Below are 5,086 nucleotides of genomic sequence, written 5' to 3'. Positions count from 1 at the left end.
TTATAGAACAAGAGAATTATAATTATGCAAATGAATCTAATTTTTCCTTTCTTTTCTCCCAATCAGGCATCATCAAAGTGAGTAAATCAAAAAAATCCTTATTATGGTGTTTATGAACCGTATGACACAATTCATGCATAATGACATATTCGATACACCTTTTAGGAGTGTGAATTAATTTAGGATTGAAGATAAGTTTATTTTTAATGGTACAACTTCCCCATCTGGTGGGCATATCCTGAAAATAAATGTGATTCGGAGCCTTGAAGCGTTCTGAAAATTTTTTAATGATAGGTTTTGCTATTTCGCTTATTTTACTGTGAGCTCTTTGTTTTAACCACTCATCGAAAAGCATTTTTGCTTTTTCCTTATTTTTTACTGTAATTAAAAACAGATTTCCTTTATCGGTAACCTCTTCTTTGTCAGATTTTTCAACAATTAATTTATACTGCCTTCCTAAATATAAGATAGAATACCCGGACTTTATTTCATAGGAGATTTCCGTTGCATCAAAATTCAAGAAATAAGACTGTTGTTTGCATATCCAGTGGGCTTTTTTTAAAAGTAATTCTTTAATTTTTTCCAACGATATTTCTAATGGAGCTACTACAAAGACAGAAGTGTCTGGCAATATTTTAATACCAATTGTTTTGCGATTAGAGTATTGTAATTCAAATTCTATCTCTTGTTTTCCGTATTGAATGCTTTCTTTCATTATCTGTTTGCGATGGCAATATCAATTAATTTTTTTGTTAATTCATCTGCTTTAGCCATAGAAACATCAAATACATCCATTAAATAATCTCCAAAATCTAATTCGATTTTATTGATAATATCAGTGCGTTTATGCCAGTCTATAACTTCAAATTTTGAAACAATTTCATCAAACATTTTTGTGATTTCTACTTCTTTATCGATTAAATCACTTTCTTGTTTTAGCAGTTGAAAAACAGCAATATTTCTACTTTTTTCTTTAATAATATCTGGAATATCATCAGAAAAACCTTTTGCAGCTTGTTCTTTATAGTCGGTCAACCTTCTTAATGCTTCAATTTCAGACAGGCGATTGGCACGCATTTCTGCAATAGTTTCGCTGATTAGTTCAGATAGTTTTTTGAATAACGCAGGATTAGTATCAATATTGATAGATAAATATTTTGAAGTTGCAGCTGCAATCTTTTCAGCCTTTGCTCTTGGGCCTATCAATTTTTCAACTTCCTCAGCAAAGGCTTCTGTATCTAAAATATTCAAAGGTTCTACTAAACGAATGATTTCCTCTGTAATAACGTGTTGATCGAGCAATTTCTGCAATTGCTTTTCGTATTGTGTAAAACTGATTTTATCCAGATAAATCGAGTTTGCTGCGACACGAATACCTGCAAATTTTTTAAGATCGTCTTTATATTGCTTAATTTCTTGCTCCGGTGTTTGATTATGAAAGTCAATAGATGATAATGCTACTTTTAGTATTCTTGCAAAAACATTAAATTTATTATAGAAATCATCTCTTATATATTGATCGGATAAAAAAACGATATATTCATCAATATTCTGCTTATTATTGATTGTTTTAAAAATATTCAACAAATCGGTATGAGCAAGAGGTAATTTATTTATTTCTTGTGAGATATCTGTTAAAGAGCCTGCTAGATCTTTTGGATCAAAAGAATTATCATCCCCAGAATAATTTTCCAAAGCTTCCTGAAGTTCTTCCATTATACCTGCATAGTCAATAATATATCCATAATCCTTGCCCGGAAAAACTCTATTTACTCTGGCAATTGCCTGAAGCAATGTGTGTTCCCGCAACTTACGGCATAGATACATCACAATCGTCTGAGGTACATCAAATCCGGTAAGAAGCTTATCAATAACAATCAGTAATTCAATGTTTTCTCCCTTCTCGTATTGCTGTATGATGTCCTCATCAATCCGCTGACCGTATTTAGTCTTTAACAACTCATAATATTGAGTGACTTCGGGCGATTCAGAGCTGTGTATATCTTCATTATTTTCTCTTGTATCGGGAGCCGACATTACTACTTCCGTTCTCACTTTCCCAATAAGGTCAAATGCTTTCTTATATTTAACGGCAGTTAATTTATCTGGACAAACCACCATACCCCTGAAGCCTGAATGTATTCCTGTTTTATCTTTTCCCCAGTTTGATTGAAAATGCTTGCTGATGTCAAAAGCAATTTGGTCAATATTTTGTTCCGTTTTAGTAATCAACCTTGCCCGGCTCATTTTCTTTTTCAAATCGGCACGATGATATTCTTCTAGGTCTTCCATTACCATATCCACACTTTTATCAAGTACTTTTCGGTTTACATCCTGTACCGCTAATCTTCCTTCGTATAAAATAGGCACGATAGCTCCATCTTCAACCGCTTCTGATATGGGATAAGTATCTATTATTCCTCCAAATTTGTTTGCTGTGTTTTTTTGTTTTTTCATCAAAGGTGTTCCTGTAAATACGATAAAGCAGGCGTTAGGCAATACTTTTTCCATATTCACATTAAAGATACCATGCTGTGTTCGGTGTGCTTCGTCAATCAACACAAAAATGTTGTGACTGGTTAATTGATTATCTGACAAACTTTTGACCGCTGCATCAAACTTATTGATGATGGTAGTAATCACAAAATCACCATTACCTTTCAGTAAGCTTACCAGCTGTTTACCAGATGCGGCATTAATTACATCAACTTCAACTTTTTGTAATGTTTTTGTAATTTGTCCGTCTAAATCAATTCTATCTGTTACTAAAATAATCTGAGGGTTATTTATTGTATCCTGAATTTTACGAGCTAACATTGCCATTGTCAAAGATTTTCCACTCCCTTGTGTGTGCCAGATAACACCGCCTTTCCTTTTGCCATTACGAACAGGTTTAATCCGTTCAATGATTTTGTTGATTGAAAAGAACTGCTGAAAACGGGCTATTTTTTTGACAACACCAGCTTCAAATAAAATAAAATCCTTAACAATATTTAATAAACGCTCAGGACTAAACAAACCTTGGATAAAAATATCTTGTTGGGTAGGTGCTACATATTGTTGGTACTTTTCCTGATATGCAATATGGTCTGATTGGGTTCTAATATCCGGATTTGAGAAAAGCTTTGCTTCTATATGCTTTGATAAAGCAGTATTTACTAATACGTCTAAACCGTCAATAAACTGAGCTTCCTTTTCTTTCCAGATTGCCCAAAACTCTTCTTTAGTGTTAGTGGTGGCATATTTAGTTTCTAACAATGAGGTTGCCAATAACACCTGACTGTACACATAGAGATTCTGGATGCCATTTTCCTGTTGATTCCTAATATGCTGTGAAATAGCCTGTTTTATTGGTTCTTTAATTGTTGGACTTTTACATTCTATAACAGCTAATGGAATACCATTAACAAATAAAACAATATCAGGTCTATATGTGTCTTTTCGTCCTGTACGTAATACAGAAAATTCTTCCGTTATGTGAAAATGATTATTAGTGGGATTTTCCCAATCAATATATTGAATTGTATGACTTTTTTTGTCTCCATCAATAGATTGTTCTAAAGCGTGGCCAAATACCAATAAATTGTAGATTTGATTACAAGCTTGTACCAATCCCTCAGAAAGTGGTATATCCTGAAGCTTTTGAATAGCTTTTTCAATGTTTGCCGATTCAAATTTCGTCTTCTTGCTTCCGATTTTAATATCATTAATATGCATCAAACGTTCTCGGAGGATATCGGTTAAAATCACATTACTTTCTCTATTCTCTCGAAATTTTAAGGTTTCGCTTTGAGATAAGTAATTATACCCCAAATTAATAAGTAGTTTGAGTGCTGGAATTTGTGATATATTATCTTCGGTAAATGCCATTAGAGATTATGAGTTACGATATATCTACAAATGTAATAAAAATGACTATCATAACTCATAATTATCCCCTCACAACTACCTTAATGCCTTAAACATTTGTTCAATAGCTTTCTTCTTTTGTTCCATATTAGGATGTACATAAAGATTTAAAGTAGTACTGATGTTGGAATGTCCTAAAAGTACACTTACAGTTTTGTAATCACAATTACTTTCGATACATCTTGTGGCGAAACTATGCCTTAGACCATGAAATTTTAGTTCCGGCATATTGAGTTCTTTCATTAAGTTTTTATAGTAACTGCGGTATGTTCGAGGTTCTGTAGGTTTAGCATCGTTTGTCAGAACAAAAAATGATGGATTGACGATTTTTTTAAATGGTTTCAATATCCTCAATAAATCCTTACTGATTGGAATTTCCCGAATGGAGTTTTTGGTTTTTGGCGTATCTAAAATCAGTTCCGTTCTACGATTTCCTTCTTCAATCACATAAATACGCTGGATGGTACGATTAACACTAATAACTCCGTTATCGGTGTCTATATCCTCCCAGGTTAATGCACACACTTCTCCGATACGCATACCTGCACTCAAGCAGATATATACACCTAAGTTTCTGAATGTAAAATGTTCCTGTATATAATTCATTATTTTTTTTTGATCTGCCCGGCTTAATACTTCAATATTATGTTTTTCACGCTCTGTAGGAAACTGTATATCAAAAGGGGTATAATCCAACCATTTATGTTTTGCACCAAATTTGAGAATCATCTTCAGCACAATCAGTATATCTTTAATTGTCTTATGACTCAAACCTGATTCCAATTTCTGGAATACAAAGTTTTGTACATCAGTCTCTTCAACAATAAATTGATCACCAAAAACAGGTTGTAAATGATTTTCAATCAGAAGTGTATAAGCTGAAAAGCTTGATTTCTTTACATACTGCTTCTTGTCTGCTTTCCAAAGTATGATTACTTCTGAAATTCGTTTTTTATTCATTTTGCTTAAATTTTAAATTAATCTCAAAGGAAAGCAATTAAGGTTTTTTAAACCTTGAGGATATGAATTAGTCAATGTTCCCCCTTTGAGATTTCCGGGCTTTGAAGGAGAGTGGCAAACGAAGAAGTTGGGGGATTTATTGGAGTTTAAGAATGGAATTAATGCTTCAAAAGAACAATATGGTAAAGGAATTAAGTTTATAAATGTCTTAGATATT

General features: G+C 32.9%; 3 protein-coding genes. All 3 read right to left on the bottom strand.

Annotated elements, in window-relative coordinates; genetic code table 11:
• Positions 1 to 22: 22 nt before the first annotated feature.
• Positions 23 to 715 carry a SprT family zinc-dependent metalloprotease gene (locus tag Q0A18_RS10455; protein ID WP_292010093.1) on the bottom strand — a complete coding sequence of 231 codons (693 nt, stop codon included), beginning with the start codon at positions 713 to 715 and terminating at the stop codon, positions 23 to 25.
• Positions 715 to 3,870, bottom strand: a complete 3,156-nt coding sequence (locus tag Q0A18_RS10450) for an HsdR family type I site-specific deoxyribonuclease (protein WP_292010092.1) — start codon at positions 3,868 to 3,870, stop codon at positions 715 to 717. Before Q0A18_RS10450 ends, Q0A18_RS10455 begins: the two co-directional genes overlap by 1 nt.
• Positions 3,871 to 3,945: 75 nt before the next feature.
• Positions 3,946 to 4,869, bottom strand: coding sequence for a site-specific integrase (locus Q0A18_RS10445; protein ID WP_292010091.1), 924 nt, complete (start codon positions 4,867 to 4,869; stop codon positions 3,946 to 3,948).
• Positions 4,870 to 5,086 lie beyond the last annotated feature (217 nt).

The organism is Chryseobacterium sp. (assembly GCF_022712095.1).
GTDB lineage: Bacteria > Bacteroidota > Bacteroidia > Flavobacteriales > Weeksellaceae > Chryseobacterium.
This window is presented reverse-complemented; position numbering and strand designations above follow the sequence as displayed.